The following is a 26,339-nucleotide window of genomic DNA, read 5'->3' as shown; positions in this document are numbered from 1 at the left end:
CGTAGGGACGAACGGCGGTGGGTGGACCGAGGCCGCGCGCCAGGTTGCTGCCTGGAACAGCGCCGGCTTATGATCGGCCAAACTCTACCCACAAGACCTGATCGCGATCGTTATATCGATCGTGCATCGATTGCCGCAGCCGCTTGCTCGACCGGGTGGCGCGCGACGCGCGCGTCCGGAAAAAAAAGATCTGACTCCTTCTCGGGGGAACGGGTCTCGGAGGGACCGAAGATGAGAAGCCTTTGCCGCCTTCCTTCGACCCGTATGCTGCCTGTCGTCGCGCTGCTCTTGTTGCTCGCGACTCCCGTCGGCGCCCAGACCGGCCCCGCTTCCGATGTAGCGCGCACGGCGCTTCTCGATCGAGAGCTGCCCACGACGTCGATGCTGACCGTCGGAACGCTCGACAACGGCCTCCGATACTTCATTCGCGAGAACGACGAGCCCGAGAACCGCGCGTTCCTCAGACTCGTCGTGAACGCAGGCTCCGTGCTCGAGGAGGACGACGAGCTCGGCGCCGCGCACTTTCTCGAGCACATGGCGTTCAACGGCACCGAGCACTTCGAGAAGCAGGAGCTCGTCGAGTTCATGGAGTCGATCGGCATGCCTGTCGGTCGCGGCCTCAACGCGGGCACGTCGTTCGACGAGACGGTGTACATGCTGACGGTGCCCACGGATGTGCCCGAGCACATGGAAACGGCCTTCGAGATTCTCGAGGACTGGTCGCACGCGCTCACGCTCGATCCCGACGAGATCGAGCAGGAGCGGAGCGTCGTGCTCGAGGAATGGAGGAGCGGACAAGGCGCCGGATCCCGGGTTCGCGATCTGCACTTTCCGATTCTCTTGCGAGGATCACGGTATGCGCAGCGGCTGCCGATCGGCACGCCGGAGAGCATTCGGTCGATGGACCGCGACACGCTGCTCGGCTTCTATCGAAAATGGTACCGCCCCGATCTCCTCGGAATCATCGCCGTCGGCGATTTCGACGCCGACCGCATCGAGGCCCTGATTCGGCAGCACTTCGAGGATCTGCCGGCCGCCTCGCCCGAAGCGCCGGAGCGTGTCGCCTACGACGTCCCGAGTCACACGGAGACGCTGTTCTCCGTCGCGGCCGACCCCGAGGTCGGAACGGCGTCCGTGCAGGTTTTTCACAAGATGGCGCCCGACACCGACTGGACGATCGGCGGCTATCGCCGGCGCCTCGTCGAGGAGCTCTACAACGATCTGCTCAACCTGCGCCTGCTGGAGATCGCACGCGAGCCGGACGCGCCTTTCTTGCAGGCGTCCTCGGAAACGACCCAACCCATTCGCGCCACCGGTGCCTACACGCTCTCCGCCGTCGTCCCCGAGGACGGCATCGAGCGCGGGTTGCGCGCCCTGCTCGTGGAATCGGAGCGCGTGGAGCACTTCGGATTCACGGAGTCGGAGCTCGAGCGGGGCAAGACTGCGCTCCTGCGCGAGATGGAGCGCCGGTACGCCAGGCGTGACGACCGCCCTTCGAGGGCGTTCGCGGGCCGGTACACCGAAGCTTTTCTTACGGGCCGGCCCGTTCCGGGCATCGAGTACGAGAAGGCACTGCACGAGCGCTTCGTGCCCGGAATCACCCTCGAAGAGGTCAACGCCGTCGGGCGCCGCTGGCTCGACGATTCGAGCCGGGTAGTGCTGGTCACTGCGCCCGAGAAGGACGGGCTCGAGCTCCCGGACGAGGCGGCGCTCGCGGCGGTCCTTCGCGAGGCCGAAGAGGCCGAGGTCGAGCGCTACGTCGATACATCCGCCGGCGCCGAACTGCTCGCCGAGCCGCCCGCCGGCTCGAGCATCGTCGACGAGCGGACTCGACCGGGCGGCCTGACGGAGTGGGAACTGGGCAACGGCGTTCTCGTCGTGCTCAAGCCCACGGATTTCGACGACGATGAGGTCGTCTTCCGCGGCATTCTCCCCGGCGGCCTATCGCTCGCGAGCGACGAGGACCTCATCGCGGCGCGAACAGCCGTGCCCGTGATCATGGCCGGCGGCCTCGGCGAGCTCGATGCCAACGCGCTTCAGAGGGTGTTGACCGGCAAGGCGGTCAGGGTCGACCCCGTGATCACCGACAGCGAAGTCGGCGTCTCGGGCCGGGCATCGGTGCAAGACCTCGAGACGATGTTCAAGCTGATCTACTTGCGGTTCACGGCGCCGCGCGCGGATGAGCGCGCTTTCGCCGCGGTCCAGAATCAGCTGCGCCTCGTCCTCGCGAACCGAGACAACGATCCTGCCGTCGCGCTGAACGACGCGTTCACCCGTCTGATGACGCGCAATCATCCACGCGCTCGGCCGATGACGGCCGAAATGGTCGACCGTATGAGTCTCGAGCGCTCGCTCGCGTTCTATCGCGATCGTTTCGCGGATGCGAGCGGCGCCACCTTCGTCTTCGTCGGCGCATTCGATCTCGACACGATACGGCCGCTGGTCGAGCGCTACATTGGAGGGCTTCCCGCCGCGGGCAAGGCCGAGGCGTGGCGCGACCACGGCTTGCGCTGGCCCGAAGGCGTCGTCGAGGAGACCGTGCGTAAAGGCCTCGAGCCGCGCAGCCAAACGCGCATCGCCTTCCACGGCGACCTCGAGGGTCCGCGCGAAAGAACGATGGTCGGCGCCCTGGCGGCGTTCTTGCAAACGCACCTGTTCGAGGTCTTGCGCGAGGAGCTCGGGGGCACATACGGCGTGTCGGTGCGGCCCGTATACCGCTGGGTGCCGGCCGAGGGCTACATGATGACCATCGAGTTCAGCTCCGATCCGGAACGCGCAAACGAGCTCACGGCGGCGATTTTCGCCGAGATCGAGGAGCTGAAGCGCGCAGGTCCCCCAGCCGACAAAGTGGCCGACACGCGCGAAGCCATGCTGCGCAGACATGAGACGCGCCTCAGGCAAAACGATTGGTGGTTGACGGCGCTCAGCGGCTCCTACCAGCACGAGCCGGAGCCGGGCGCCGCGACCCTCCTCGCCTTTCCGGAATGGATCGAGGCGCTGACGCCGGAAGCGATTCGCGACGGCCTCGAGCGCTACCTCGACCCGGAGCGCTACGTGCGCGTGACGTTGGTGCCGGAAGAGAGCGACGCCAGGAGCCTGTCCGAGTAACGAACGCCGTAGCTACCGCGAGGACTCGTCGGCCGCCGCCTGCCGGCTCTGCGACGTTTCCGCAAAGTAGTTCGTGATCCCGTCCGGATCGTCCAGCCAAATCGTCTGCAGGCTGAAGCCGCGCAGCTCGCTCAGCGGCTGATCGATCGCCACGCCGCGCTCCTTCGCAAGACGGTCCACGGTCTCGACGTTCGTGACGACGTATTGGATACCGCCCGTTCCCGTGTCGGCCGGAAGCTCGTCGCCAAAGCTGCGCAGGCTCACGATGGTCGTGCCGTGGCGGTACGGATACTTGGTGGTATCGAAGACCGGATCTCGAACCGGCGGCAGCTCCTCGAGCCCGACGAACTCCCGATAGAATGCGCGGCTCTCGTCGAGATCGCTTACCGTCAAGCCGATCTCGACGGTATCGTAAAGCTCGGCCGGCGCGTCCGGAGCGATCACGAGCTGTACCGGATGGCCGTCGGGATCGTTAACGAGCGCGGACGAGCGGTTCGTGCCCGGCAGCGCATCGAACTGCGGCTCGGGATAGCCACGCGCGAGAAAGCGTTGCACGACCTCGTCCCGATCCGGATAGAAGAACGTCAGCAGCCGAAGGCCCGTGGCATCGCGAACGCCCCCCGGCACGTAGGTTCTGTCGCCGACGCGCTTCGTCAGCTTCACGACCGATCCGCCGGCGCGGAACCGCGCCACGCCGGTCCCGCCGCCGACGTTGAAGGTTTCCATTTGCTCGAGACCCAGCACGTCGCCGTAGAACTCGAACATCGCTTCCGGCTCCACCGCGAAACGGCGAAACACGTTCATCGACGGCTGCCACAGGAGCGGACCCGCGGACGGCGGGGGATCGTCCTCGGCGGACGCCGCAGGGCCCGCACCCATCAAAACGATCGATACCGCGGCCAGCGCCGACATCGAACCGACTGACCATTTCATGTCCGCCTCCCGCTCCAATGTGATGCTCGGCCTCCGGGTCGCATTTTCCGCCCGACGGGCCGGTCGGACACGCGCGCCTGCGCGTCCCCGCCGACCGAGGATACGACTCGGGCAGCGCCTGCCACAATCTCCGCCGATTCCCCGGCGCCGGCCGCTGCTTGACACGCCGGCTCGTGTTACAGTATTACCGTATTGCTTATGCAATACACCAAAGCGGGAACGGTGGCCGCAGTCGCGTCCCGAAAACGATCGCATCGAAATTCGTGCCGGCGAACCTTGGCGGCACCGAGCGGGAGGAACGAATGAGCGCGGTGCATGAACTTCAGGAGTCGAAGCCGTCCCGCCATTCCCTCGCCGTGGAGGGGCGCGACCCGGAACGGACCGAAGGCCGAGTCGCGCACGCCAGCCGCACGCTGATACGTCTGAAGGGCGTCACGAAGCGCTACCGCACGTTCGAGCTCGAGACCAAGTCTCTCGACGGCATCGACCTTGCCGTCGAGCAAGGCGAGTTCGTCGCGGTCATGGGGCCCTCGGGCTGCGGCAAGTCCACGCTGCTCAACATCGTCGGTCTGATCGATACGCCGACGAGCGGAGTGTATCACTTCGGGGTGCACGAGGTCTCGCGCTACTCCGAGGACCAGCTCGCCGACCTGCGCCAGGGCAAGGTCGGCTTCATCTTCCAAAGCTTCAATCTGCTCGACGAGCTGACGGTGTACGAGAACGTCGAGCTGCCGCTGCTGTATCAGAGCATTCCGCGAGCGCAGCGCCGCAACCTCGTGCGCGAAGCGCTCGAGCTCGTCGACCTCTCGGCCCGTGCGAAGCACAAGCCCGATCAGCTTTCGGGCGGTCAGCAGCAGCGCGTGGCCGTCGCGCGCGCGGTCGTCGGCGATCCCAAGCTGATCCTCGCCGACGAGCCCACCGGCAACCTCGACTCGCAGAACGGCGAGGAGATCATGAGCATGCTGGAAATCCTGAACGAGCAGGGTGCGACGATCCTGATGGCGACGCATTCGCCGAGCCACGCGAAGCGCGCCGACCGCATCGTGCATCTGCTCGACGGGCGCATCGTGCCGCCCGATCGGGCCGAAATCTGACATGCTCGCGAGCTACTTCACGACGGCGTTTCGCTATCTCCTTCGCCGCCCCGGCTACTTCGCGATCAACGTCCTCGGCCTCGCGATCGGTCTTGCCGCGTGCCTTGTGATTGCGCTCTACATCGAGAGCGAGCTCTCGTACGACGACTTCCACGCGAAGGCCGACCGCATCTACCGGGTGCTGCGCGAGTTCGACCGGCCGAATCTGCATGCGACGATCGAGACGACGCCTTTAGCGCTCGCGCCGGTGCTCGACGGCGTGCCGGGCGTCGAGCAGGCCGTGCGCGTCGCGCCGAGCAGCCCGCGCGTGCGCCGAGGCGGCCGGGAGTTCGTCGAGCCCGCGTTCCTCTTCGCCGACGCGGGCTTTTTCGACGTCTTCTCGTTCGAGGTCCTGCGCGGCGAAGCGCGGCTCGACCGTCCCGGCACGCTGCTGATCACGGAGAGCAGCGTTGCGAGGTATTTCCCGGACGGTGATCCGATCGGGGAAGTGCTGCGGGTCGACGACATGGACATGGTTGTCACTGGCGTGCTCGCGGATCCGCCCGCGGTCTCTCATCTCCAGTTTGACTTCGTCGCGTCGGTCCCCGAGGTGCCGGCGAACCAAGGCGGCCTCGAGTGGAGCGTGAACAGCTTTCTGACGTACGTGCTGCTCGACGAGGGCGCGATCGAAAGCCGGGTCGCCGACGAGATCGCACGCGTCATCGATGCGCGCAACACCGTGCCGGCCGACCAAGGCAGCAATTTCGTGTCGCATCTTCAGCCGCTGCCCGACATCCACTTCGGCCAAGGCGTCCCGGTCGAGATCGCGGCCGACGGCGATCCGCTCTACGTGTCTCTTTTCGGCGTGCTCGCGGTCTTCATCCTGCTGCTCGCGTGCATCAATTTCACGAACCTCGCGACGGCCCGATCATCGGAGCGGGCGCGCGAGATCGGCGTGCGCAAGACGCTCGGCGCGCGCCGCCGGCAGCTCGCCCGGCAGTTTCTCGCCGAGTCGATCTTGACGAGCGCTTTCGGCCTCGTGCTCGCGCTCGCGTTGTGCAAGCTCGCGCTGCCGTGGTTCAACGCGCTCGCCGACAAAACGCTGACCCTCGACACGCTCTACGATCCGCCGCACGCGCTCGCCCTGCTCGGCTTGACCGCGCTCGTCGGCGTTATCGCGGGGGCATACCCCGCGCTCATGCTCAGCCGCTTCCAGCCGATCGGCGTGCTGAAGGGCGGGCCGGTCCGCGGAGGCGGCGCCGGCGAGCGCTTACGCAAAACCCTCGTCGTCTTTCAGTTCGCGGTCTCGATCGGGCTCATCACCGCGACCGCGATCGTGCTCCAGCAGTTCCGCTACCTGAGCGGCGCGGGGCTCGGCTTCGATCCGGAGGCCGTGCTCGTCATACGGCAGATCGACTACCTCGACGAAGGCGCCGACGTCTTCGAGCAGGAGATCGGCCGGCTGCCGGGCGTGCAGGCCGTGACCTCGGCGGCATCGCTGCCGGGCACGTTCTTCTTCAACTCGATGTGGCGGCCGGACGCGCCGGGCGCCGAAGCACGTAACCTCGATTACACGTTCGTCGATTCCGATTACGTCGCGACGCTCGGGATGACGCTCGCCGCGGGCCGCGCGCCGTCCCCGTTGCGGGCCGAGGACGCGACGGCCTTGGTGCTGAACGAGGCTGCCGCGAAGCAGCTCGGCTGGACGCCCGAGGAAGCCGTGGGCAAGAGGCTCGTTCCGCCGTGGGGAGGCACGCTCGTGCACACGGTCGTCGGCGTGACGGAGGACTTCAACTACCGCTCGCTGCACAGCGAGGTCTATCCGGTCGTGCTGGCCGTCGCGTCCGATGCGCTCGAGGGGTTTGCGAGCGACGGGCCGCGCTACATCGCCGCACGGGTCGATGCGAACGCGGCCGCAAGCACGATCGACGCTGCGCAGGCGCTGTGGCGGCGCTTCTCGGACCTCCCCTTTCAGTTCTCGTGGCTCGCCGACGATCTCGGCGCGCAGTACGGCGCCGAGGAGCGTCTCGCCGGCGTCTTCGCGTCCTTCGCCGGGCTCGCCGTGGTGATCGCGTGCCTCGGTCTGCTCGGGCTCGCCGCGTTCGACGCGGACCGCCGGCGAAAGGAGATCGGCGTGCGCAAGGTGCTCGGGGCGAGCCGGCGCCGCCTGCTCGGCGTGCTTTCGGCCGAGTACCTGCTGCTCGTCGCGATCGGGTTCGCGATCGCCGCGCCGATCGCTTATGTCGGCATGCAGCGTTGGCTCGGGACCTTCGCCTACCGGACGGAGCTCGGGGCGGGACCCTTCCTGCTGGCCGGCGCGCTGGCCGCAGCGACGGCGCTGCTGGCCGTCGGCTCGCAGGTCGCGCGCGCGGCGAGGACGCACCCCGCGCATGCGCTGCGCTACGAGTAAACCGTGCGCTCTAGTTCTCCCGATCCTCCGCGCGGCCCGAAAACAGCTTCTGCCCGTTCGCGAGCACGACCGAGCCCGCATTCGCAACGTGCGGCGCATTGCGCGCGCGCCACCCGTTGACCGTGACCGTGTCGCCGGGCTTCAGCGAGTCCGGCCTCCACCCCTGACGCATCAGAATATTCGGCGTCGTCAGCTCGAAATCCCAAGTGACCTTCGCGCCGTCCTCGCCCTCCGCCTCGACGTAGAAGCGCGCGTGCGGGTTCATCCACTCCACCTTCACCACCTTGCCCGTGACCTCGATCGGCAGATCGCGGCTGAACTCCGCGGAGAACGAGTGATGGCCGAGTGCGATCGTCGGCAATGCCATTCCGCCGATGCCGGCGAGAAGCGCGACGGCGAGATATCGCTGACGTGTCATCCTTTGCATTCCTCGTGGATCGTCTTCGTGCTGCGGGGCGACCGCCCTCCCCGACCGATCGTACTACATCGGCCCGTCCGGCGCTCAATCGAGCATCGAGTACAGATCCATCTGCCGGTCGTCGCCGATCACGCGCTCGAAGTCGAGCCCGAGCGCCGCGAGCACCGGCTCGGCCACCGCCTTGACCTGCTTGTGAACGTAGTGCTCGCGGTCGAGCGGATGCCGCACGTTGTCGATCGGCTCGGCGCCGGCGGTCGTCATCACGTAGCTGACGAGCTTCCCGGACTGGCTCGACTTGCGCGCGGCGGCGACGTGAGGCGGCGTGGTCGCGGTGTACTCGTCCGCGCTCTTGCGCAGGCTCTTGCGATAGACGAGCGCGTCGTCGAGCTCGCCGTTCCTGACCCGGCGCACGACATCCGCGAGGTAGCGATCCACGGCCCGATCGGTGAAGAGCCGCCCGTAGAGCTCGCGCTGCACCTCCTTCGCGAGCGCCGTCCAGTCGCGCCGCACGACCTCCATTCCGACGAACTCGACCGCGTCGGCGCCCTCCTCGCCGTGGCGCAACCCCGCATAGCGCTTGCTCGCGCCCCGCGTGCTGTGGCGCGCCCGCGGCAGAAAGAGCTTGGAGTAGAGCTTCTCGAACTTGAGCTCGAGCCGGCTCGTGACGCCCCAGCGATCCTCGACGTGCCGTGCGAGATCCGCATTCAGCGCGGCGGCAAGCTCGGGTCCGCGACGGCGGGCGGCGTCGGCGTCCTCGATGCACGAGCGCACGAACAGGCTGTCCGTGTCGCCGTAAAGCACTTCGAATCCCGCGTCCTCGAACCAGCGCTTCGACCACAGCAGGAGATCGCGCCCCATGCCGGTGATGGCATTCGCGAGGACGGGATTGTGAAAGCGGCATGCCGGCGTGCCGAGCACGCCGTAGAACGAGTTCATCAAAATCTTGATGGCATGCGAGGCGACCTCGTCGCCCGCCGCTTTCGCGGCCTCGCGGCGCGGAAAGAGCTCGTCGAGCATCCGCGGCAGGATTGCGGGCTCGCGGCGGAAGGCCGCGCCGGGCGTTTGGATCGGGGCGGTTTCCAGACCGAGCTCCGGTCCGGCGCCCGAACCGCTTTCCAGTGCGGCTTCCGGATTGCTTTCAGGCGCGGCGTCCAGACCGCCCGTACGCTCGGCCACAAGCGCGCCGCCGCCCCCCGGCTCCACGAGCGACAACGGATCGATGTTGAACGTCCGTATCACGCTCGGGTAGAGGCTCTTGAAATCGAATACCCAGACGTTGCGGTGCAGACCCGGGACCGGCTCGAGCACGTGCCCGCCCTGCTGCGCGACGTGCACTCGGGAGTCTCCGGAGCGCACGGTCGGGGCCACGATGCCCTTCCTCTCGAGCTCGGTGAGGTAGAGGAAGTCGAACGAGGCGATGCTCGCGGCGACACGGTCCGGCGTCATGCCGGTGAGCCGCGAGCGCGCGTACGCGAGCTCGACGAGATGCATGCGCTCGATGATCCGGTACGCGAGACGCGCGTCGGTGCGCGCATAGAGGGCGAAGGCGTCTAGATCGTGCTCGTAGTTGCGCATGATCTCGCCGATCCGATCCCGCACATCGCCCTTCAACGCCTTGCCTTCACCGAGCACCTCGCGCGCCACCGCATCGAGCGAGTAGTCGTCCATTCTCACGAACGCGCCGCGCAGAAGATCGATGCCGTCGAGCACCAGGCGGCCGGGAATCGTGGCCTGACCGCTGCCGAAATAGCCTTCCGCCTTTCGCAGCCGCAGCGCCCCGGGGCCGCGCCCGAGAACGAACGGGTGCTCGAGGCGCTCGGCGATACGCGCGAGAACCGTGAAATCGAAGTCGATCGTGTTCCAGCCGGTGAGGACGTCCGGGTCGAGCGTCCGGATGCGTTCGCAGAAGAGATCGAGCGCCGCCCGCTCGCTCTCGCACCGCGTCGCATGCTCGGGCATCGGGCGGCCGCGCGAATCGACGATCAGCACCTCGTCGAGCTCCGGCGAGAACAGCGAGATCGCGAGCAGCCGTTCGCCGGCCGGGTCCGTCTCGATGTCGAACGCGAGCATTCGCGGCTTCACGTCCACGTTCGCGGGGCGGACCTCCGGATTGTCGAACACCCAGGTCACGCCGTTGCCGGGAGAAGCGCCGCCGTCGATCTCGCATCCGCCTTTGACGCCTCGCTCGATCAGGTAGCGCATCGCGAAGCGTACGTCGGCCTCGAAAGTTTCGACGCCCGCGTCGTGCAGGCGGCTTCGGAGCGGCGGCACGTCGGACGGGACTTGCACCTCGACGCGCGCGACCGGCGCGCCGTCGAACGTTCGCTTCGGCGTCGGAATCGGCCGCGGGGCGCCCAGGGCCTCGATCCGCGACGCATCCGCCGCGCGGACGTAGAAATGCGGCCGGCGCCGGTCGTCGCGGACGAGAAACGTTGCTCCGTCCTCGAGCCGGCCGTAGACATGAACGACGGGGATGCGCCCGCCGTCTCGACCTTGGACGATCCGGTAGCTTGCCTGAAGGATGAAGCCGCGTGCGATCATTGGGGCTTAAGAGCCTGTCCGAGTAACGATGCGGTCAAAGCGGGCCCGGCATTAGGTATAGTTTCCGGCTCGAGGTCGTTCCACGTCCACCCGGCGCACCGGAAATAACGAGGAGAACCAGGGTATGTGCGATCATCACTTCGTAGAAGACATGAAGAAATATCTGCAGCGCGGCAACGTCACGCGGCGGGAGTTCGGCGCGATGTCCGCAGGCGTCGGCGTGGCGGCACTTCTGCCGAGGGCCGCAAATGCGCAAGACGTCGTCGAGTCCGACGTGGAGATCGAGACGCCGGACGGCGTCGCGGACTGCCACTTCGTCCACCCGTCCAGCGGCGCGCACGCAGGCGTTCTCGTCTGGCCGGACATTCTCGGCCTGCGGCCCGCCTTCCGCGAGATGGGCAGGCGGCTGGCCGAGTCCGGATACTCGGTCTTGACGGTCAATCCGTTCTACCGCCAGGCCCGCGCGCCCGTCGTTCCGGAGGGGGCGAGCTTCGCGGACGAATCGGTCCGCAACAAGGTGTTTCCGCTCATGCAATCACTGACGCCGGAAACGACGGCGACGGACGCACCCGCGTTCATCGCCTGGCTGGACGAGCAGGACGCGGTCGACACGAATCGCGGCATCGGGACCACCGGCTATTGCATGGGCGGGCCGCTCGTCATGCGAACGGCTGCGGCCGTGCCGAACCGGGTGGCCGGGGCGGCGACGTTTCACGGCGCGAACCTCGTCAGCGACTCGCCCGACAGCCCGCACCTTTTGATCCCGAAGATGAAGGCACAGTTCCTCGTCGCGATCGCGGATAACGACGACGAGCGACAGCCCGAAGCGAAGGACGTGCTGCGCCAGGCCTTCGCGGACGCCGGGTTGCAAGCCGAGATCGAGGTGTACGAAGGCGCCGCGCACGGCTGGTGCCCGCCCGACTCCGCCGTCTACAACATGGAGGCGGCGGAGCGCGCCTGGAGCCGGCTGCTCGCGCTCTTCGGCACCGCGCTCGCCTGATCAGCGCCTCCGGGGCGGAAGGAAACGGCGTCTGACACCCCCGAAAAAGGTGTCAGACACCTTTTCCACCGAACAGGTGTCAGACACCTTTTTTGCCGAAATGGTGTCTGACACCTTTTTTGCGCGGTCAATGCGTGAGCGCGTATACGGCGAAGTTCACGCCGAGGCGAATCGCCAGGTTCGCGGCCTCTTGGGGGTACCGGTACTCGTCGGCGCGCTGCCAGCCGTCGGCGATGTCGTTGTTGTACGCGATCATGACCATCACGCGGCCGTCGTCGTCGAGGATCGCGCGCCAGTGCGGCGTCGCGCCGTCGTTGCGGTAACCGCGCGGCAAATGCTGCCACGTGGGGACCTGGGGGCGCTCCGTCAGATCGTAGACCACGTGAAAGAGCGGATGATCGTCCGGTAGCTCGACGATCGGCCGGTCCGGAAACACGCGCCGGATCCCTTCGAAGAACCCCGCCCACTCGTACGTGCCGTAGAAGCTGTCGCAGAGGAGGAAGCCGCCGCGCAGCAGATACTCGCGAAGCTTCGCGGCCTGCGAGTCGGTGAGGTCCCAGGCGCCGACGAGCCCGGAGATCAGGAACGGCCAATAGTAGACGTCGATCTCGTCGTCGAGGTTCACGGGCTGCTCGACGAGTCGCACGTCGATCGTCGTCAGGCGCTCGAGCAGGCGCGCGAACGTACGGTCGCCTTCCGGATAATCCACGGTCCACGCCGTGCCGCCGCGCCGCCAATCGCCGGGACCGACGCCGAGCGCGAAGCCGGTGCGCGACTGCGGGAACATCAGGCGGCCGACGACGAACTCCGCGGGCTCGCGGTCGTGGTCGGCAGGCAGCTTGCGCGCCCGGTACCAGCCGCCCTCGATGCCCGGATATTCGCGCCACGCCTTCTGCGCCCACGCCCCCTCCGCCGCGAGGCACAGGACCAGCAGGGCGAGCAGCAGGTGCGTTGCGTGCCGGACATGCATTGCGTGCGTTAGGTGCCGGACACCATTCGCCCTATTCGCCGTCGTCGGACGCGAAGGCCCTTTCCGCGGCCCCCTCGAGCAGATTCTCGAGGGCGAGATCGGGGTACTTCTCGAGCATCTTCGCCTCGAGCTCCTCCCCGGAGCTCGACGAGGCTACGGCTTCGCGAAAGTCCGCGATGTACGTGCGCATGAAGTCGATCGCACCGGGGTCGTTCGGCGCGCCTTGCCGCTGGTGACCGGCGACGAGGATGGCCGGATCGAGCGCCTCGATGCGATCGAAGGTCGCGAAAAGAGCCGCCGGATCCTCCGGCGGAGAGAAATGCGACGCGTTGAAAACGATATCGCCCGCAACCACGGCGTCGAGCGCGGGCACGTAAACGAACGAATTTCCGGGCCCGTCGCCCATCAGTCCCCCCGTAATCGGCAGCTCGTGGCCCTCGATCGTCAGCGCCCCTTCGATCGGCTCCGGCATGATCGGCGTCGCCGAGGGCAAATCGTCGCCGTACGTCGCGTACCAGAAATTACGCCGCGCCGGCCACGCCGTCGCGATCCGCTCGCGCACTTCCGGCAGCGCCACGTATCGGGCGTTCGGGAACGCCTCCTTGATCGCAGCCACGCCGAGGAAGTGATCCGGGTGCGCGTGCGTGGTGTAGATCGTCGTCAGCGTGCGCCCGGTGGCCTCGATCCGGTCGACGACCTGCCTCGCCTCGCTCAACAGGAACTGCGGGTCGATCAGGATCAGCTCGCGCTCGCCGTAGATCAGCGTCGACGTGACCGAGAAGCCGTGTGGCGACGACGTGTAGACCTCGAGGTGCAGCGGCGACGGCGAGGCAGCCTCCTGTGCAATCGAAGCCGCACCGAAGCCCGCGACGAGCACCGACGAAACGACAGCCAAGACGTGGTTCTTCTTCATATCGACTCGCTCGTTGTTCCTTTTCGGGGGCGCGCCGCCATGTTTGAAGAGCGCGAGCGCAGTGTCAAGGCGCGCTCGCGCGCCGGAGCTCCTCCGCCGGCACCCACGTCCCGTGCACCTGATTGCGAAGCCGCATCGGCATCTTGATCCGCGCGATCGGTCCGCGCTCCGGATGCTCCGCCTCGAGCAGGAAGATTTCCGAGGACATCGTCTCGTGAAAATCGACGGCGAAGACGAGGTAGCCCTCATGATCCGGCACCCGCGAAGGCACGTGCACGTGCTCCTGAACGGTATGCGCCGGCCCCGGGCTGAACGTGCGCAGCTCGCCCGTCCGAAGATCGATCCGCACGATCGTGTTGAACCCCGCACCGACCGGCCCGGCGAGCCGCGGAGGGCCCTTCTCCGGATCGAAAAGCTGGTAGTAGCCGATCGCGTAGGCCTTCATGTGATCCTTGCGGGCCACGATCGGAAAATCGCCCCCCGGCCCGAGTCGAGTCTCGCGCCACGTGTCCGTCGCGCCGCCGAGATCGAAGGTCCAGCGCACGAGACCGCTGTGCTCCCCGGGCACGAACGGCCCTTCGAGCCCGGAGGCTTCGCGGATGAACGGGAACATGATCTCGTCGAGAACGCCGAAATCGAGATGCACGAGGTCGCCCTCGGTATGCGCGTTCATGAAATGGAAGAACGAGCGGGCCGGGCCGCGGAACCAACGGATTTCGTCCACGCCGCCTTCTCGAGGCATGATGCCGACCACCGTCCCCTTTTCGGGCTCCCATACCCAATGCGGTCCGCCGGCTCGCAGCCTCGCCTCATCCGCCGTGACCGGCTGGAACGGAAAGATCACGTGCTCCTCCGTCACGGCGAAGTCGTGCACGAGCCCCACGTACGGCGCTTCGAACCAGCTCTCGCGGACGAGCCGCCCCGCCCGGTCCGCGACGCAGAACGCGACGTCGCGCGACGCGAGGCCGCCGGCCTCGTAGCCGAAAAAGAGCATCTCCCCGGTGTCGTAGTCGATGCGCGGATGCGCCGTCATCGTGCGGCTCTCGAGACGGCCGCCGAAGTCGTACTCGCCGAGAGTCTCGAGCGTGTCGGGATCGAGCTCGATAGGCCGGCCGTCTTCCTTCGTCGCGAGCAGCTTGCCGGCGTGATGAACCGGCGTAGTGTTCGCCGTGCTGCGCCCCGGCTTGCCCTGCACGGACGGGTCGTCGGTGAACGGATTGCGGTAGAGCCCATAAAGCGACCGACGCGCCGCGCGCTCGTTCTTCAAGCGCTCCGTCATCACGTAGCGGCTCTTGTAGTCCACGTGGCCGTCCTCGAACGTGAACATCGACACCATGCCGTCGCCGGAAAGATACGTATCGCGGCCGAGCATCGGCGGGTACTGCGGGTCCGGCGTCTCGCGGTACCAGCGTCCGCGAATCTCGGCCGGTATCTCGCCCTCGACGACGAGGTCGTAGATGTCGCACTCGATACGCAACGGCTGATTGAATCCGGCGAAGTCCATCGTGTCCGGGAAAGGTGTCGTCATTGGGCGTCCCTCTGGTCGAAAGCGATGGTCGAAGGGCCGAAGCCCGGTCACGCGTAGCGGGAATTGATCTCGCTCAGCTGGCCGTTCAGCGTCCAGTAGTCGTACACGATGCCGATCAGAAACAGCCCGCCGGTCAGGAGATAGAGGATCCCCGTGATCCACTTCTCCATGTAGAACCGGTGGATGCCGAAAACCCCGAGGAAGGTCAGCAGAATCCACGCCACGTTGTAGTTCTTCGGTCCGGGGGTGTAACGCACTTCCGCGACGCGGTCCATCCATGGAATCAGGAAGAGGTCGACGATCCAGCCGATGAAGAGCAAACCGAGGGTGAAAAACCAGATCGTGCCGGTAATCGGCCGGCCGTAGTAGAAGCGGTGGGCGCCCATGAAGCCGAAGATCCAAAGGACGTACCCGATCAGCATGTTGTGCATCCGGACGCCTCCCGAGAGGTCGCGTGGGCCGGCGAAGCGCGGCCGGGCACGACTTTACCTCAAACGGCGCGGCGGACGGCGATCGACGGCGCTTGCGGAGCAGCAATCGACGGCGCGCACGGATCGGCGATCGACGGCGCGCGTGGACCTGCGGCAGCCGGCGCCGGCGCCCGGCGCGGCCTCCGGCGTCCGGCCCGCGCGCTATGGCGCAGCAGGAGGTGGCGCACGATGGTGACGAAATCGTCGATCTCGTCCAAAACTTGAAACAGACGTTCCATGCGATCCGGCCCTTCGGCTGTTCCCTCAGCTCTTTTCAAACACGGCCCGCAGCACGCCGCGTTCCGCCGGGCAAGCGAGGACACCGGGCAATTTTCGGGCCATCCGGGGGACGGCGAGGCCTCGCATGGCCGGAAGGTCTCGCGCCGAAAGGCGTCGCGCGGCCGGAAGGTGTGCCGAAAGGCGTCGCGCAACCGGAAGGCCGCGCCGAGAGGCATCGCGCGGCCCGAAGGTCGCGCCGTGAGGCGCCGCGTTGCCCGAAGGTCGCGCCGTGGGGCGCCGCGTGGCCGGGAAGGCCGGCGTGGAAGGACATGCCCCCGGGGCGGCGAGGCTCGCGCGCGTCAGTAAACGAGATCCCGGCGCACCTTGCCGCGGAACACGTAGTACGAGTAGGTCGTGTAGAACAGGATCGCGGGCAGCGTGATCGCGGCGCCGACCAGCATGAAAATCTGACTGGACGGCGCCGCCGACGCTTCCCAGTAAGGGATCTCGTGCGGAACGATGTTCGGCCAGAGGCTGATCGCGAGGCCGGCGTATCCGAGGGTGAAGAGGACCATCGTCAGCACGAACGGCGCGATCAAGCGCCCCCGCGTCGTCGTGTACCAGTGCAGAAAGCCGGTCACGACCGTCAGGAGCGGCACCTGGGAGAGCACGTAGAAGTTCGGCAGCGAGAACCAACGCTGCTGAATCGTCTCGTTCAGGAACGCGACCCATACGCTGATTACGGCGATCGCGCCGAGCACGACGATCAGCAGGCGCACCGACACCCGGCGCGCCCACCGCTCGAGCTCTCCCGGCCCCTTGATGATCAGCCAGGTGCTCCCGAGCAGCGCGTAGCCGGCGATCAGCGCGACGCCGACGAGCAGGCCGAACGGCGTCAGCCAGCCGAGCGTGCCGCCAGCGTAAGCGCCGCCCTCGATCTCGAAGCCGCGGACGAACGCGCCGAGCACGATGCCTTGCGCGAACGTGGCCACGAGCGAGCCGATCTGGAACGAACGATCCCAGATTTTGCGGCTGCGGCTCGCCTTGAAGCGGAATTCGAACGCGATCCCGCGGAAAATCAGGCCGAAGAGCATGAAGATGAACGGCAGGTAGAGCGCCGGCAGGACGATCGCGAAGGCTTCGGGGAACATCGCGAAGAGGCCGCCGGCGCCGAGGACGAGCCACGTCTCGTTACCGTCCCAGATCGGCGCGACCGACATCATCATCGTGCCGCGGTTCTCGTCGCTCGGCGCAAAGGGAAACAGGATGCCAATGCCGAGGACGAAGCCGTCGAGCAGAACGTACATGAAGATCGCGAACGCGATCAGCGCGAGCCAGACGAGGTCGAGCCACTCCCCCGCCATCACCCCGGCTCCTCGATCGAATCGCCCGGCACGGACAGCGGCCGCCGCACCGTCGGCGTATCCGGGCGCGCGGGCTCGGCCTCGAGGGGACCGTGCCGGATCAGCTTCATCACGTAGTAGGCGCCGGCGCCGAACACCACGCCGTAAACGAGAACGAACAGCGCGAGCGTCGTGCCTACGCTCGCGCTCGGCACCGGCGAGACGCCTTCCGCGGTCCGCAGCAGACCGTAGATCAGATACGGCTGGCGGCCGACCTCGGTCGTGAACCAGCCCGCGAGCAGGGCGACGAGCCCGGCCGGCGCCGCGTAGCGGAACGCACGCAGCAGCCAGCGGGTTCGCTCCAGCGTGCCGCGCCAAAGGTGCACGAGCGCGATCCAGGCGAGCGCGAGCATCACGAGACCCAAGCCGACCATCACCCGGAACGAGTAGAACACCCACGCGACCGGGGGGCGCTCGTTCGGCGGAAAATCCTTCAAGCCCGCGACGCGCGCGTCGAGATCGTGATGGAGGATCAGGCTGCCGAGGCCGGGGACGGCCATCTCGAGCCGGTTGCGCTCGGCCTCCTGATCGGGCACGGCGAAAAAAATCAGCGGGGCGCGGGTTTGCGACTCCCAATGGCCCTCGATGGCCGCGACCTTTACCGGCTGGTGCTCCTGCGTGTTGAGGCCGTGCAAGTCGCCGATCACGATCTGGATCGGCACGACGATGCTCGCGAAGATCACCGCGAGACGAAGCGTCGCTCCCGCACGCCGTGGAAACCGGCCTTCGAGCAGATGCGTGGCCGCAACGCCCGCGATGATGAAGCAGGTCGAGAGAAACGCCGCGGTCACCATGTGCGCGAGGCGGTACGGGAACGACGGGTTGAAGATGACTTCCAGCCAGCTTTCGGCGTAGAACACGCCGTCCTCGTAGCGGTGTCCCGCGGGCGTCTGCATCCAGCTGTTGGCGGCGAGAATCCAGAACGCCGAGAGCAGCGTCCCGAGCGCGACCATGCACGTGGCGAAGAAATGCACGCCGCGGGACACGCGTTGCGCTCCGAAGAGCATGACGCCGAGGAACGTGGCCTCGAGAAAGAAGGCCGTCATCACCTCGTAGCCGTGCAACGGCCCGATGATGTTGCCGGCCGCCTCGCTGAAGCCGCTCCAGTTCGTGCCGAACTGGAAGCTCATGACGATGCCCGAGACGACGCCGAGACCGAACGAGACGGCGAAGATCTTGAGCCAGAACTGATAGAGGCTCTGGTAGGCCGGCTTGCCCGTGCGAAGCCAAAGGAGCTCGAGCATCGCGAGCCAGCTCGCGAGCCCGATCGTGAACGCCGGGAACATGATGTGGAACGCGATCGTGAAAGCGAACTGGATTCTCGCCAACAGGACCGCGTCCATGGCCTTCAGCCCTCGACGCTCATGTCGGGAACGTCATGTTCGGCTACCTAACGCACGCGACTCACGTCCACCCGGTGCACACCGCTCATGTCCAGCACACGATACACATCCTACGCACTCGTGTCCGCCACCCGATGCATGCTCAATGGGCGAGCGGATCGGGGCGAATTTGAAAGCGCACGAGCTTGCCGCGCGTGCCCTTGCCGCCCTCGATGTGCCAGACCAGGTGCGTGCCGTAGTTCGCGTAGAGGGCGCGGCCCTTCCAGCCGGCGCTCGGATCGTCGATGCGACCGTCCATCCCGCGATGGTAGAAGCCGAGCGGGTACGGCACGCGGAACGTGAGCCACTCTCCGGTTTCCGGGTCGAGCGCGAGCAGCGCGTCGGAGTTCGAGCCGGTGGCGAACGGCGTGTTCTCGCCGAGCCCCGAGACGTTGTGCTGGTCCACCCAGTTGTAATAGTGGAAATCGGTTGGCACGTCGGTGCCTTTCAGGTTCGGCCCATCCGTCTCGTAGAGCGTCCAGCCCTGCGGGCACAGCTCGCCGAGATGCGCCTCGGGGCCGTTCAGCACGTCGCACTTCGAGCGGTCGAAGCTCGCGAGGTGGCTGCTTGCGGCGAGCGCCGTCCAGACGATGCCGTTCGAATCGATGTCGATGCCGCGCGGATCCAAGCCTCCCTCGGGCACCTTGTAGACCTCGGTGATGCAGGTCTCCGGCGGATTGTCGCCTCGGTCGACGCGGACGATGTAGCCGGGGAACTCCTCGGATGCGCCCCATACCGCGCCGTCGACCGGGCTCGGGATGACCGAGTAGAGGTTGAAGCGGACCTCCGTGTCGCGGCTCGGATCGAACTCGCCGTCCGGCGCGTTCCACGGCTTCGTGATGCGCCCGTCGCCGTTGGTGTCGACCACCTGCGGGCACCAGCCTTGCGAAGCCTGCTCGTCACGCGTGAGGTCGTACTGGCGGGTATTGATCCAGCCGACGATCGGGCCGAGCAGCTCGTTGAAGTAGAGCGTGTGGTCGGCGTCGTTGTCGAACTGCAAGTGGTGCGTGCTGAAGCACGTGTCGATCAGCACGAACTCGCCGGTGCTCGGGTCGTAGTACGACGCCTGCCGAGCGCTGAAGTTCAGCGGATAGTACTGCGCGAACTTGTTGTCCGAGCCCGGCCGGCACCAGGCCGGCTGCTCGTTGCGGATCTTCGACGTCATCCACACCCGGCCCTTGTGATCCATCATCGGATTGTGGGGGTCGGCCGGATTCTCGAGCCCCCAAAGGTGCTCGTTCCCCCAGAAGTTCGACGGCATGCCGGGAGGCGGGAAGCGCGAGTTGACCTTGCGCGGATCCTCCCGGGTGGGAATCGTCAGCTCGTAGGTGTCGTTCTCGATGGGGTCGAGCACCGTGAGCTTGCCGTGCCCCGACGAGACGGCGTAGATCGGCCCGTAGGCATTGACCGTGGGGTCGTTCTTGTCGGTGGCGACCTCGTCGTGCATGAACGAGGTCTCGACGCCCCAGTCCCAAAGCGTCAGGACGACGTTGCGCTCGATGCCTTCCGGCCGCGGCGGCTGGGGAGGCACTTCGCCCGCGGCGATCCGACTCGTCCAATCGGCGAAGACGCGGGAGGCCGCCTGCGTGCCGAAGGTCGCGAACGCCCCGGCCATCGAGCTGCCGCGCACGCCGAGCTGCGTGCGATAGATCCACGCCTCCTCGGGCGTCGCGAAGCCGAGGTGATCCATGTGATCGAGCGTGCGCGTGATGTGATTGCCCAGCTGGTGGCAGAAATTGCACGCGCTCTTCAAGTTATAGATCCAGTGCTGCTGCGTGAGCATCTGCGGGGAGATGCCGTTCCCCTCGGGGCCGGTGCCCGGAAACGCGCTCTTCGGCGGCGGCTCGTACAGCGACATCCAATAGTTGCCCGGATAGACTTGGGCGGCCTCCTGCGGCGTCTTGGCGACGACGGCATCGAGCTCGAGCTCGTGGTCTCCGGGGCGGCCTTCGATCGGCTCGGAATCGACGAGCCCGTACCCGCGAACCCACACGCGGTAGGTCGCCTCCGGCATCTGCGGCAGCACGAAGCGGCCGTCGTCGTCCGTCACGACGATCTTGATGAAGGGCGTCTTCAACTCCGAAGTCTCCGCGATGACCCACACGCCGGCCTCCGGACCCTCTTCGCTCTCGACGACTCCCGCGATGTACCCCTCGGGGATCTGCTCGGCGCGCTGCGCGTGCGCGGCACCGAACGCCGCAGCGGCCGCAGCGGCCGCGCCGACTCGCAATGCCAATCCCCGAATCCGCCGACGCATGAGCTCACTCATCGAACTTCCTCTCCAGCAAAAAGGGGCGAGAGCGCCGGCGAATTTCTCTTCTTGCTCATGCCGGCTCCGTGCCCCGAGAGAAGCGATTGTACCGACGATCGCGGCCGGCCGGTCAAGCAGCGCAAGAAGCCGCCGGAAGGGGCTCTTCCGGCCGACCCGTCAGGTCTTCGCGCCGCTCGCGAGCGTGCCGTCCCGTTCCGCGCTCGCGAGCCACTCCCGAATGACCTTCGCCTTGTTCGCGAGGTGCAGCGCGAGGATCTCCTTCAGCCGCTCGCTGTCCCGGTGGACGAGGGCATCGAGAATGCGCTCGTGCTCGCTCATCACCTCGTTCCACCGCGGACGAGAGAGGTTCGCCATGTAGCGGCCGCGGCGGATGCGCACCGAGATCCGGCGGTAGGCGTCGGCAAGCTCCCGATTCCCGGCGCAATCGATGATCTTCTGATGGATTTTCTGATTCAGCTCGAAGTACGTCACGAGATCGCCCGCCTCGTGGCATCCGCGCATCTTCTCGTGGAGGCGCCTGACCTCGTCGATGTCCTCATCCGACGCTCGGCGGCACGCGAGCTCGCCGCCGAGCGCCTCCAGCACGGCCATCACCTGGAACATGTCCTCGGCGTCGGCGCGCGTGATCGTGGTGACTACCGCGCCGCGGTTCGGCAGAAGCTTTACGAGCCCTTCCGAGGAGAGGATCTTCACCGCTTCGCGCAGCGGCGTGCGTGAGATTCCGAACCTCTGCGTGAGCAACCGCTCGTTGAGGCGCTCGCCGGGCGCCAGCTCTCCGCGCGTGATCAGCTCCCGCAACCGGTCCGCCACCTCGTCGTGCAGCGGCCGCGGACGAATGGCTTCGAGCGTCTTCATCTCTCGTAAGTGGAAGTTCTTCGAATTCGCTTCCGCAGCTTACCATATCTCGTAATCGAGACTGTCCCCGCGATCGGCGCACCTCGGCGCGTTTCCGGTCTGCGATACTAGCGAGGCGCGGCGGCGAGATCGAGGCTGATCGAGACGAGCTTCGGGTCGTCCGGCACGTTCTCCTGCTCGAAGCCGATCTCCTTCGCGAGCGCGAGCATGTTGTGGTTCTCGCGCAGCACGAGGCCGTTCATGCGCTCGAGCCGGCGCTCGCGGGCGATGTCGATCAGCCGGCGCAGCAACCGCGTCGCGATACCCCGCTGCCGCCATTCGTCCGCGACCACGACGGCGAACTCGCAGCTTCGGCCGTCGGCGTTCACGACGTAGCGCGCCACGCCGACCTGCTCCTCGCCCCGTTCGGTCTCGACGACCGCGATCAGCGCCATCTCGCGGTCGTAGTCGATTTGCGTGAACCGCGACAGCATTTCGGGCGTCAGCGACCGCAGCGAGTACATGAAGCGCAGGTATCGCGACCGCTCCGAGAGATTTTCGACGAAGCGCTTCTCGATCAGCGCGTCCTCGGGCCTGATCGGCCGGATCTCGAGCGGCACCCCGTCGCGCAACACGTACGGGCGGGCCAAGCGGCTCGGGTACGGATGGATCGCCATGTGCGCGTACGGACGGGCGTCCGGGTCGACGGGACGCACGACCACGCGCGCGTCGAGCGCGGCCGCCCCGTGCTCGTCGACGACGAGCGGGTTGACGTCGAGCTCGTCGATCCACGGCAGCTCGCACGCCATCTCCGACACCCGCAGCACGGCTTCCACGAGCGCGTCGCGGCTCGCCGGCGGCTTGCCGCGGAACGCGTCGAGGTACTTCGCGGCGCGCGTTCGATCGATGAGACGCTCCGCGAGGTAGCGGTTCAGCGGCGGCAGGGCGACCGCCCGATCGGCGACGATCTCGACGAGAGTGCCGCCGAGGCCCACGCTGATCACCGGTCCGAAGACCGGATCGCGCACGACGCCGAGCATCAGCTCGCGCCCATGGGGCACGCGGTACATCGGCTCGAGCAGCACGCCTTCGATGCGCGCGTCGGGCCGGGCTGCGGCTGTGCGCGCGACGATCTCGCGAAACGCGGCGGCCGCTTGCGCCTCCCCTTCGATACCGAGCCGCACGCCCCCGACGTCGGTCTTGTGCGTGATGTCCGGCGACAAGAGCTTCATCGCCACCGGGAAGCCGATCTCGCGCGCCCGCACGGCCGCATCCTCCTCGTCGCGCGCGACCGCCGCCGGCAGCACGGGAACGTGAAACGCGGCGAGGAGCGACTTCGACTCGAGCGGGTCGAGCACGCGGCGCCCGGCGCGGAGCGCCGCCTCGATGACGCGCCGAGCCGCGTCGAGATCCGGCGGGTCCCGACGGCGCAACGGCGGCGGCACTTGCAGCAGCAGCTCCTGGTTACGGCGATGCGCCGCGATCGCCGCGTACGCCTCGACCGCGTCCTCCGGCGTGCGGAACGTCGGGATGCCGTGCTCGCGAAACAGACGCCAGCTTTCCCGCATCGATGCATCGCCGATCCAGCACGTCAGGATCGGCTTCTCGGTGCCGCGTGCCGCGTCGATCACGGCGCTCGCGACGTCGCCCGGCGACGTGAGCGCCTGCGGGATCAGGATCGCGAGGATGCCGTCGACGCCGGGGTCCGCGGCGCAGACACGCAGCGCGGCGGCGTAGCGGGCGGCGTCCGCGTCTCCGAGGACGTCGATCGGATTGCCGCGGGACCAGGCCGCGGGCAGGATGCGGTCGAGCTCGGCCTGCGTCGTCTCTGCGAGCCGCGCGAGCTCGATCCCTTTGTCCGCGGCCGCGTCCGCGGCCATCACGGCCGGCCCCCCGCCGTTCGTGACGATCGCGAGGCGCGGCCCGCGCGTCGTGAGCCCGGCGTTCAACGTCTCGGCAACGGCGAAGAAATCCGCGTACTCGAGCACGCGCACGACGCCGGCCCGGCGAAGCGCGGCCGCGAACACGTCGTCGGCGCCGACCAGCGCGCCCGTGTGCGAGACGGCCGCCCGGCCGCCGGCGGCATGCCGGCCGACCTTCATGACGACGATCGGCTTGGCGCGCGAGACCGCGCGCAGCGCGCTCATGAAACGGCGCGCGTCGTGCACGCCTTCGACGTAGAGCATGATCGCGCGCGTCTCGCCGTCGAGCAGGAGGTAGTCCAGGATCTCGCCGAAGTCGACGTCGGCGCCGATGCCGGTCGAGACGACGCACGAGAACCCGATGTCGCGCACGCTCGCCCAATCGAGCAGTGCCGTGCAGACCGCGCCCGACTGGGAGACGAGCGCGACGTGCCCCGGCTTCGCCATCGCCTGGCTGAAGCTCGCGTTGAGCTTCGCCGCGGGGCGCAGCACGCCGAGGCAGTTCGGCCCGATGAAACGGATGCCGCGCCGCTTCGCGACGTCCACCGCCCGATCCTCGAGCGCGCGCCCCGTCGGCCCGCTCTCGCGGAAGCCGCCGGAAAGGATCACCGCGGCCCGGATGCCGGCCTCGCCGCACTCGTCGAGCACGCGGGGCACGACGCGGGCCGGCGCGACGATCACGGCGAGGTCCGTCGGCGCGCCGATCTCCACCGCGCTCCGGTAGCAACGCCGCCCGAGCACCTCCGCGTACTTCGGGTTGACCGGATGGACCTCGCCGTCGAAGCCCGCGTCGAGCAGATTGCGGAGCACGACGGTCCCGAGCGAGCCGGGCCGCTCGCTCGCGCCGATCAGCGCGACCGACGCAGGCTCGAAGATGCGGGCGATCTCGAAGCCCGCACGGCCGGGGCGGATACCGGGCTTCGTGGACGGCGCGTCGCCGTGTGACTTCATCCGCAAGACTCCCCCCTGGAGCGCCTGCAACCCTCGTGCCGTCGCCGCAATCGGCGGCGCCGCGGCCGACGGCTGCAAAGCCCGCGCTCGGTCAAGGCAGCGTTGCGCCGAGCAGCCGCGGGACCGCCGCGCATCGGTTCCGCGGCGACAGCGGTAACGGTTCCACGTTACGCTGACCGCATGGTCGCCGTGCCCGCGGAACGCCCGAAGAGCCGCTCGCTGAAGCCGTTGCGCGCGCTGCCGCCGCTGCTGCGCCCGCATCGGCGCATCCTCGCGGCCGCCGTGGCCGCGCTCCTGATCGCCGCCGCGGCGCAGCTCGCGCTGCCGATCGCGTTGCGCTTCCTGATCGACCAGGGGCTCGCACCGCGAGACGCCGAGACGATCGATCGCTATTTTCTCGCCTTCCTCGGCGCCGCCGGCGTGCTCGGCGCGTTCGCCGCCCTGCGCTACTACCTGATCAGCTGGCTCGGCGAGCGCGTCGTCGCGGACCTGCGCACCGCAGTATACGACCGCGTGATTCGGCTCGACCCCGCCTTCTTCGAGATCACGCGAACCGGCGAGGTGCTGTCGAGACTGACGACGGACACGACGCTCGTGCAGTCGATCGCAGGCGTCGGCATCTCGATCACGCTGCGCTCGGGCGTGATGCTCGTCGGGTCGCTCGGGCTGCTCGTCGCGACGAGCCCGGTCCTGACCGGCATGATTCTGCTGCTGATGCCCGCGGTCGTCGTGCCGCTGATCGTCCTCGGCCGCCGCGTACGCCGCCTATCCCGCGACTCCCAGGATCGGATCGCCGACGCGAGCGCGCTGGCGGGCGAGACGATCAACGCGGTGCAGACGGTGCAGGCCTTCACGCTCGAGACTCTCCAAGCGCGGCGCTTTCGCGACGCGGTCGAGCACTCCTTCCGCGTCGCGGTCCGACGAATCGGCGTACGCGCGGTGCTGACGGCGCTCGCCACGATGCTCGTGTTCGGCGCGATCACGCTCGTGCTCTGGGTCGGCGCGCATCAAGTCATTCGCGGAGGGCTGACGTTCGGGCAGCTCGGTCAGTTCCTGCTCTATGCCGGCTATCTCGGCGTCTCGGCGGCGTCGCTCAGCGAGATGTGGAGCGAGGTGCAGCGCGCGGCCGGGGCGCTGGAGCGGCTCGTCGAGCTCCAGCACGCATTGCCGTCGATCCGCACGCCGGCGCATCCCGTCGCGCTGCCGACGCCGGGCGAAGGCCGCATCCGCTTCGACCGCGTGACCTTTCGCTATCCGTCGCGCCCGCAGTCGCCCGCGCTCGAAGACTTCTCGCTCGAGATCCGGCCGGGGGAGACCGTCGCGTTCGTCGGGCCGTCCGGCGCCGGGAAGAGCACGACGTTTCAGCTGCTGCTTCGGTATTACGATCCGACGGCGGGACGCATCCTGATCGACGGCGTCGACATCGCGGAGGCGCGGCCCGAGGACGTGCGCTGCCGCATCGGCCTGGTCCCGCAGGACACGGTGCTGTTCGGTGCGACCGCGCGCGAGAACATCCGCTACGGTCGGCCGGATGCGAGCGATGCGGAAATCGAGGCGGCCGCGCGCGCGGCCGCCGCCGACGAGTTCCTCCGCGCGCTTCCGGAAGGCTACGACACGTTCCTCGGCGAGCGGGGGATGCGGCTCTCCGGCGGGCAACGCCAGCGCATCGCGATCGCCAGAGCGCTCCTCAAGGATCCGCCGATCCTGCTGCTCGACGAAGCGACGAGCGCGCTCGATGCAGACAGCGAGCGGCTCGTGCAGCAGGCGCTCGAGCGCCTGATGGAGCATCGCACGACGATCGTGATCGCCCACCGCCTCGCGACGGTTCGCAAGGCCGACCGCCTCGTCGTGCTGAACGAAGGGCGGATCGTCGCGGTCGGATCGCACGCCGAGCTGCTCGAGACGAGCGCCCTCTACGCCCGGCTCGCGGAGCTTCAGCTCACCGTCGACGCGCCGTCGGCCGTGCCGGACCTAGTGTGAATGTGAATGTGA

18 protein-coding genes are annotated in these 26,339 nt (G+C 67.7%); 5 read left to right on the top strand and 13 right to left on the bottom strand.

Translation table 11 applies throughout. The annotated features are described in order from the left end of the window. Positions 1–231: 231 nt before the first annotated feature. On the top strand, positions 232–3,108 hold the full coding sequence (locus VF329_13275) for an insulinase family protein (protein HEX7081979.1): 2,877 nt from the start codon (positions 232–234) through the stop codon (positions 3,106–3,108). 12 nt (positions 3,109–3,120) lie between these two features. Here the strand turns inward: VF329_13275 and VF329_13270 are convergent, their stop codons facing one another. Next, positions 3,121–4,041 carry a VOC family protein gene (locus tag VF329_13270; protein ID HEX7081978.1) on the bottom strand — a complete coding sequence of 307 codons (921 nt, stop codon included), beginning with the start codon at positions 4,039–4,041 and terminating at the stop codon, positions 3,121–3,123. Between the two features lie 413 nt (positions 4,042–4,454). Here VF329_13270 and VF329_13265 point away from each other — a divergent pair, with 413 nt between their 5' ends. Further along, entirely contained in the window at positions 4,455–5,135 is a 681-nt protein-coding gene (locus tag VF329_13265; GenBank protein ID HEX7081977.1) for an ABC transporter ATP-binding protein, read from the top strand. Between the two features lies 1 nt (position 5,136). After that, positions 5,137–7,524, top strand: coding sequence for an FtsX-like permease family protein (locus tag VF329_13260; GenBank protein ID HEX7081976.1), 2,388 nt, complete (start codon positions 5,137–5,139; stop codon positions 7,522–7,524). A gap of 10 nt (positions 7,525–7,534) precedes the next feature. On the opposite strand, the gene VF329_13255 is transcribed toward VF329_13260, so the two are convergent. Both VF329_13255 and VF329_13250 read right to left on the bottom strand, forming a co-directional pair. After that, positions 7,535–7,942 (bottom strand): DUF6152 family protein, encoded by a 408-nt coding sequence (locus VF329_13255; GenBank protein ID HEX7081975.1) that lies wholly within the window; start codon positions 7,940–7,942, stop codon positions 7,535–7,537. Between the two features lie 84 nt (positions 7,943–8,026). Then, positions 8,027–10,483 (bottom strand): DNA polymerase II, encoded by a 2,457-nt coding sequence (locus VF329_13250; protein HEX7081974.1) that lies wholly within the window; start codon positions 10,481–10,483, stop codon positions 8,027–8,029. Between the two features lie 124 nt (positions 10,484–10,607). Between VF329_13250 and VF329_13245 the strand changes: the two genes are divergently transcribed. Next, entirely contained in the window at positions 10,608–11,483 is an 876-nt protein-coding gene (locus VF329_13245; GenBank protein ID HEX7081973.1) for a dienelactone hydrolase family protein, read from the top strand. Positions 11,484–11,610: 127 nt separating this feature from the next. Here the strand turns inward: VF329_13245 and VF329_13240 are convergent, their stop codons facing one another. From VF329_13240 to VF329_13195, 10 genes are all read right to left on the bottom strand, one after another. Then, positions 11,611–12,453: a DUF4159 domain-containing protein gene (locus VF329_13240; protein ID HEX7081972.1), complete on the bottom strand. Its 843-nt coding sequence runs from the start codon at positions 12,451–12,453 to the stop codon at positions 11,611–11,613. Positions 12,454–12,484: 31 nt separating this feature from the next. Continuing rightward, the gene (locus tag VF329_13235) at positions 12,485–13,348 is read right to left on the bottom strand and encodes an MBL fold metallo-hydrolase (GenBank protein ID HEX7081971.1); all 864 of its coding nucleotides are present in this window, start codon (positions 13,346–13,348) and stop codon (positions 12,485–12,487) included. An 82-nt stretch (positions 13,349–13,430) separates the two neighbouring features. Further along, positions 13,431–14,894, bottom strand: coding sequence for a carotenoid oxygenase family protein (locus VF329_13230; protein ID HEX7081970.1), 1,464 nt, complete (start codon positions 14,892–14,894; stop codon positions 13,431–13,433). A 47-nt stretch (positions 14,895–14,941) separates the two neighbouring features. Beyond that, entirely contained in the window at positions 14,942–15,325 is a 384-nt protein-coding gene (locus tag VF329_13225) for a TM2 domain-containing protein (protein ID HEX7081969.1), read from the bottom strand. Between the two features lie 59 nt (positions 15,326–15,384). Then, on the bottom strand, positions 15,385–15,582 hold the full coding sequence (locus tag VF329_13220) for a hypothetical protein (GenBank protein ID HEX7081968.1): 198 nt from the start codon (positions 15,580–15,582) through the stop codon (positions 15,385–15,387). 360 nt (positions 15,583–15,942) lie between these two features. Further along, positions 15,943–16,947, bottom strand: a complete 1,005-nt coding sequence (gene cydB / locus VF329_13215) for a cytochrome d ubiquinol oxidase subunit II (protein HEX7081967.1) — start codon at positions 16,945–16,947, stop codon at positions 15,943–15,945. Continuing rightward, positions 16,947–18,329, bottom strand: coding sequence for a cytochrome ubiquinol oxidase subunit I (locus tag VF329_13210; GenBank protein HEX7081966.1), 1,383 nt, complete (start codon positions 18,327–18,329; stop codon positions 16,947–16,949). Before VF329_13210 ends, cydB begins: the two co-directional genes overlap by 1 nt. A gap of 142 nt (positions 18,330–18,471) precedes the next feature. Next, on the bottom strand, positions 18,472–20,637 hold the full coding sequence (locus VF329_13205) for a carboxypeptidase-like regulatory domain-containing protein (protein HEX7081965.1): 2,166 nt from the start codon (positions 20,635–20,637) through the stop codon (positions 18,472–18,474). A 159-nt stretch (positions 20,638–20,796) separates the two neighbouring features. Then, entirely contained in the window at positions 20,797–21,495 is a 699-nt protein-coding gene (locus VF329_13200; GenBank protein HEX7081964.1) for a GntR family transcriptional regulator, read from the bottom strand. 107 nt (positions 21,496–21,602) lie between these two features. Continuing rightward, positions 21,603–24,347, bottom strand: coding sequence for a bifunctional acetate--CoA ligase family protein/GNAT family N-acetyltransferase (locus tag VF329_13195; GenBank protein ID HEX7081963.1), 2,745 nt, complete (start codon positions 24,345–24,347; stop codon positions 21,603–21,605). 180 nt (positions 24,348–24,527) lie between these two features. On the opposite strand from VF329_13195, the gene VF329_13190 reads away from it, so the two are divergent. Further along, positions 24,528–26,327, top strand: coding sequence for an ABC transporter transmembrane domain-containing protein (locus tag VF329_13190; GenBank protein HEX7081962.1), 1,800 nt, complete (start codon positions 24,528–24,530; stop codon positions 26,325–26,327). Positions 26,328–26,339: the final 12 nt, after the last annotated feature.

This window comes from Gammaproteobacteria bacterium, from assembly GCA_036381015.1.
In the GTDB taxonomy this organism is placed as follows: Bacteria; Pseudomonadota; Gammaproteobacteria; order Steroidobacterales; family Rariloculaceae; genus ZC4RG20.
The sequence above is the reverse complement of the archived record's forward strand: the minus strand, read 5'-3'. Positions and strand labels throughout refer to the sequence as shown.

Bases quoted from the DNA above. Each gene is read 5' to 3' on its own strand.
- VF329_13255 (HEX7081975.1), bottom strand. From the start codon at position 7,942: ATGACACGTCAGCGATATCTCGCCGTCGCGCTTCTCGCCGGCATCGGC.
- VF329_13190 (HEX7081962.1), top strand. From the start codon at position 24,528: ATGGTCGCCGTGCCCGCGGAACGCCCGAAGAGCCGCTCGCTGAAGCCG.
- VF329_13240 (HEX7081972.1), bottom strand. From the start codon at position 12,453: ATGCATGTCCGGCACGCAACGCACCTGCTGCTCGCCCTGCTGGTCCTG.
- VF329_13210 (HEX7081966.1), bottom strand. From the start codon at position 18,329: ATGGACGCGGTCCTGTTGGCGAGAATCCAGTTCGCTTTCACGATCGCG.
- VF329_13245 (HEX7081973.1), top strand. From the start codon at position 10,608: ATGTGCGATCATCACTTCGTAGAAGACATGAAGAAATATCTGCAGCGC.
- VF329_13230 (HEX7081970.1), bottom strand. From the start codon at position 14,894: ATGACGACACCTTTCCCGGACACGATGGACTTCGCCGGATTCAATCAG.
- VF329_13270 (HEX7081978.1), bottom strand. From the start codon at position 4,041: ATGAAATGGTCAGTCGGTTCGATGTCGGCGCTGGCCGCGGTATCGATC.
- VF329_13250 (HEX7081974.1), bottom strand. From the start codon at position 10,483: ATGATCGCACGCGGCTTCATCCTTCAGGCAAGCTACCGGATCGTCCAA.
- VF329_13275 (HEX7081979.1), top strand. From the start codon at position 232: ATGAGAAGCCTTTGCCGCCTTCCTTCGACCCGTATGCTGCCTGTCGTC.
- VF329_13260 (HEX7081976.1), top strand. From the start codon at position 5,137: ATGCTCGCGAGCTACTTCACGACGGCGTTTCGCTATCTCCTTCGCCGC.
- VF329_13200 (HEX7081964.1), bottom strand. From the start codon at position 21,495: ATGAAGACGCTCGAAGCCATTCGTCCGCGGCCGCTGCACGACGAGGTG.
- VF329_13205 (HEX7081965.1), bottom strand. From the start codon at position 20,637: ATGAGTGAGCTCATGCGTCGGCGGATTCGGGGATTGGCATTGCGAGTC.
- cydB (HEX7081967.1), bottom strand. From the start codon at position 16,947: ATGGCGGGGGAGTGGCTCGACCTCGTCTGGCTCGCGCTGATCGCGTTC.
- VF329_13195 (HEX7081963.1), bottom strand. From the start codon at position 24,347: ATGAAGTCACACGGCGACGCGCCGTCCACGAAGCCCGGTATCCGCCCC.
- VF329_13225 (HEX7081969.1), bottom strand. From the start codon at position 15,325: ATGCACAACATGCTGATCGGGTACGTCCTTTGGATCTTCGGCTTCATG.